The sequence below is a fragment of the Streptomyces torulosus genome (genome assembly GCF_001419765.1).
In the GTDB taxonomy this organism is placed as follows: Bacteria; Actinomycetota; Actinomycetes; order Streptomycetales; family Streptomycetaceae; genus Streptomyces; species Streptomyces torulosus.
This window is the reverse complement of record NZ_LIRK01000771.1, coordinates 1-3,732: the sequence shown is the minus strand read 5'-3', so window position 1 is coordinate 3,732 and position 3,732 is coordinate 1. Positions and strand designations below refer to the sequence as shown.

Genomic DNA, 3,732 nt, shown 5'->3' with positions numbered 1-3,732 from the left:
TCGACGCCGCGCGCGAGGCGGAGCGCGGTGTCGAGGTCGCGGGTCCAGACCGACGCGGCGAGCCCGTACTCGGTGGCGTTGGCCAGGCGTATCGCCTCGTCCTCGGAGGTGAACGTCTGGACGGTGACGACCGGGCCGAACAGTTCCTTGGTGAGGACGTCGCTGCCCTCGGGCGGGCGGGTGATCACGGTGGGTGGGTAGTAGGCCCCGTGCCGGGGCAGGCCGTGGGGCAGGCCGCCGGTGTGGACGCGGGCGCCGCCGTCCCGTGCGGCGTCGACCGCCGCCGCGACCCGGTCGAAGGCCGCCCGGTCGATCAGCGGCCCCACCTGGGTGTCGGGGTCCGCCGGGTGGCCGATGACCAGGCGCCGCGTTGCGGCGGTGAACCGCTCCACCACCTCGTCGGCGATGTCGCGGTGCACCAGGACACGGGAGCCGGCCGTGCAGTTCTGGCCCATCGTGAGGAACGCGGACTCGATCATGTGGTCGATGAGTTCGTCGCCGTAGGAGAGGGCGTCGGCCATCAGCACCTGGGGGCTCTTGCCGCCCATCTCCAGCGACACGCGTTTGAAGTTGCTGTCGGCGGCGTCCTTGAGGATGCGCCGCCCGGTGGCGGTGGAACCGGTGAACGACAGGGCGCCCACGAGGGGGCTGCGGGCGAGGGCGGCTCCGGTGACGGAGCCGTGGCCGGTGAGAACCGTGAGGACGCCGTCGGGCACGCCGGCCTCGGCGGCGAGGCGGGCCAGGTGCAGGGCCGAGCGCGGGGTCGCCTCGGCTGGCTTGACCAGCAGGCAGTTGCCCGCGGCGAGGGCGGGGCCGACCTTCCAGGCGGCCATGGCGAGCGGATAGTTCCAGGGCAGGATCGCCGCCACCACCCCGACCGGTTCCCGGGTGACCAGGCCCAGGGCGTCCGGTCCGCCCGCGGAGACCCGGCCGAAGACCTTGTCGGCCGCCTCGGCGAACCAGCGGATCGACTCGACGGCGCCCGGCACATCACCGGTGAGGCACTCCGTGACGGGCTTCCCCGCGTCCTCGCTGTCCAGTCGGGCGAGGATCCCGGTGTCGCGTTCCATCAGGTCGGCGAGGCGCAGCAGTACCGCGGCGCGCTCCCGGACGGGCAGCCGCGACCACACGCCGGACTCGTGGACCCGCCGGGCCCGCTCGGCGGCCTCGGCGACGCCGTCGGCGCCGGTGGCGGCCACGGTGGTGATCAGTTCCCCGGTGGCCGGGTCGACGACGGTCAGCACGGCGGTGTTCTCGACGACGGTCATGCCTCCTCCACCAGTTCCCAGCGTCCGTCGACCTGCCGGGCCAGTCCGCGGCGGCGCAGTTCGTCGAGGTAGCGGGCCATGCCGCGTTCGCCGCGCTGCCGGAACAGCGGGAACATCCTCGGCAGCAGGTTCGGCACCAGCATCGCGAGCCGCACCAGCCGGGACTCGCCGGGCCGGGGGTACGCCTCAAGTCGGGGCCGGTCGAGGAGGCTCACCACGGCGGCCACGACGTCGGCGGGCTGCTGCGGGACGTCCTGGAACTGCAGGGAGTTCCCGCCGTCGACCGCTTCCTGGCGCAGCATCCGGGTGTCGGTCGCCGACGGCAGGACGGACCCGGCGAGGATGCCCTTGCTCCGGAGGTCCAGGCCGATGGCGAGCATCGCGCCGCGCAGCCCGAACTTCGACGCCGTGTAGATGGGGGTCTCGCCCAGGGGGAAGATCCCACCGAGGGAGACGGTGGTGACCACGCGGGCGTCCCGCGCGGCCCGCAGCAGCGGTACGGCGATCCTGGTGGTGACCAGCGGCGACGTCAGGTTGACGGTGATCTCCCGCTCGATGCTCTCGACGCTGCGGACGTCGAAGCGTTCGGCGCTGGTCATGCCGACGTTGTTGACCAGTACGTCCAGTCGGCCGTACACGTCGGCGACCTGTTCGAAGAGGTGCTCGACCTGGGTCCGGTCCGTCAGGTCGCAGGCGAGCGCGGTGTGGCCCGTGCCGGGCAGTTCGGCGGCGACGCGTCGGGCGCGGCCCTCGTCGAGGTCGACGACGACGCAGCGGGCGCCGCCGGTGGCGAAGCGATGGCACAGGGCGCTGCCGATCCCGCCGGCGCCACCGGTCACCAGCATGACCTTGTCGTGGAAGTCGTAGCGGCTCATGACAGCGCCTCCGAGTGTCGCGGGGACCGCACGGGCGGGGGCTGGCCCTCGGTGCGCCAGCCCATGTCGGCGGCGATCCTGGAGAGGTGCTTCACGATGGCGGTGCTGTCGACGTAGCCGGTGTGACGGGGTGAGGCGACGAACTTGATGCCGCCGGACAGGTCGGGGCGGTCGGTGCGGATCATGCGGGCGAACCGCTCCGCGTTCGGCAGCCGGTGCCGTGCGTCGTGGATGTACCCGGCGATCAGCTGGGCCTGGGTGTCGAACAGCTGGTAGGCGCCGGAGTTGGTCTCGATGAACCCGACGCCGAACAGGCCCTCGTGGCCGCGGGAGAACGAGGACAGATACAGGTCGGGGTGCTGTTCGTCGCCGAAGTACTTCTGGGCGACCGGCACCTTGTGGACGTATCCGGTGGCCAACAGGATCAGGTCGAAGTCGTCGTGGGTGCCGTCGGTGAAGTGGACTGTGCGGCCCTCGGTGCGGGCGATCCCCGGCCGGGCGGTGATGTCGCCGTGCTGGAGGTGGTGGATCAGCAGCGAGTTGATCGCGGGGTGCGTCTCGAACAGCTTGTGGTCCGGCTTCGGCAGGCCGAGGCGCGTGGGGTCGCCGTTGAGGAGCCGCAGGAGGGTGCCGAAGACCCGCTGGGCCAGCCACATCGGCAGGTGCGGCCCGCCGCTCGCGATGGTGTCCACGGGCCGGCCGAAGAGGTGCTTGGGGATGAACCAGTAGCCGCGGCGCATGCTGATCACCGCGTGGTCCGCGCTGCGGGCCGCGTCGCAGGCGATGTCGCAGCCGGAGTTCCCGGCGCCCACCACCAGGACCCGCTTGCCGCGCAGTTCCTCCGCGCTGCGGTAGCCGACGGTGTGGCGGATCTCGCCGGTGAAGTGGCCGGGGATCTCCGGCACGTTGGGGTGCCACTGGGCGCCCGTGCAGACCACGACCTGGCCGTGCGTGGTCCGCCGGCCGTCGGTCCGGGTGACGGTCCAGGTGCCGTCGGCGTTCTTCTCGACGTGCTCGACCTCCACGCCGAACTCGATGCGCTCGGTCAGCCGGTAGGCGTCGGCGAAGGAGGTCAGGTACGACAGGATCTGCCGGTGCGGCGGGTAGTCCGCGAAGGTGTCGGGCATCGGGAACCCGCCGAAGCCGGAGAGGGTCCTGCTGGAGATGAAGTGGGCCGACTCGTACATCGGGCTGCCCGGGTTGTCGATGTCCCAGATGCCGCCCGGCCCGGTGTGCCGTTCGAGGTGGGTGTAGGGCAGGTTTCGCTCCGACAGGGCCCTGGCGACCGCCAGCCCCGCGGGCCCCGCCCCGATCACGCATGTGTCGTACCGGCTTGTTTCCATGAACCAGTTCCCTTGTCCGGCCGTTCGCGGTCCCCTCGTCGAGGGGTTGTAGGGAACCTACGGAGCGGCGGCGCGGGAAGAACTGGTCCTCGCGGTCAAAGAGGGGGCCTCAGCGGCCAGCGGCGGGGCCGCCGGGATGCCCGGCGCGTGCCTTCTCGAACAGGATCGGGTCGTGCGCGTTGACGATGGTCAGGTCCGCGTCGGCCCGCCTGGCCGAGCTGTACCGGCGGGCCGACGCGGACCTGA

General features: G+C 72.1%; 3 protein-coding genes. All 3 read right to left on the bottom strand.

Annotated features, from left to right (window positions below):
• The coding region (locus AOK23_RS39570) for an aldehyde dehydrogenase family protein (RefSeq protein WP_055717275.1) at positions 1 to 1,268 on the bottom strand (1,268 nt) is incomplete at its 3' end.
• On the bottom strand, positions 1,265 to 2,143 hold the full coding sequence (locus tag AOK23_RS39565; RefSeq protein WP_055717274.1) for an SDR family NAD(P)-dependent oxidoreductase: 879 nt from the start codon (positions 2,141 to 2,143) through the stop codon (positions 1,265 to 1,267). The genes AOK23_RS39565 and AOK23_RS39570, both read right to left, overlap by 4 nt.
• Positions 2,140 to 3,486: a flavin-containing monooxygenase gene (locus tag AOK23_RS39560; protein ID WP_055717273.1), complete on the bottom strand. Its 1,347-nt coding sequence runs from the start codon at positions 3,484 to 3,486 to the stop codon at positions 2,140 to 2,142. The genes AOK23_RS39565 and AOK23_RS39560 overlap by 4 nt, the downstream gene beginning before the upstream one ends.
• Positions 3,487 to 3,732: the final 246 nt, after the last annotated feature.

Excerpts from the sequence above, each read along its gene's own strand:
- AOK23_RS39560 (WP_055717273.1), bottom strand. The coding sequence starts at position 3,486 with ATGGAAACAAGCCGGTACGACACATGCGTGATCGGGGCGGGGCCCGCG.
- AOK23_RS39565 (WP_055717274.1), bottom strand. The coding sequence starts at position 2,143 with ATGAGCCGCTACGACTTCCACGACAAGGTCATGCTGGTGACCGGTGGC.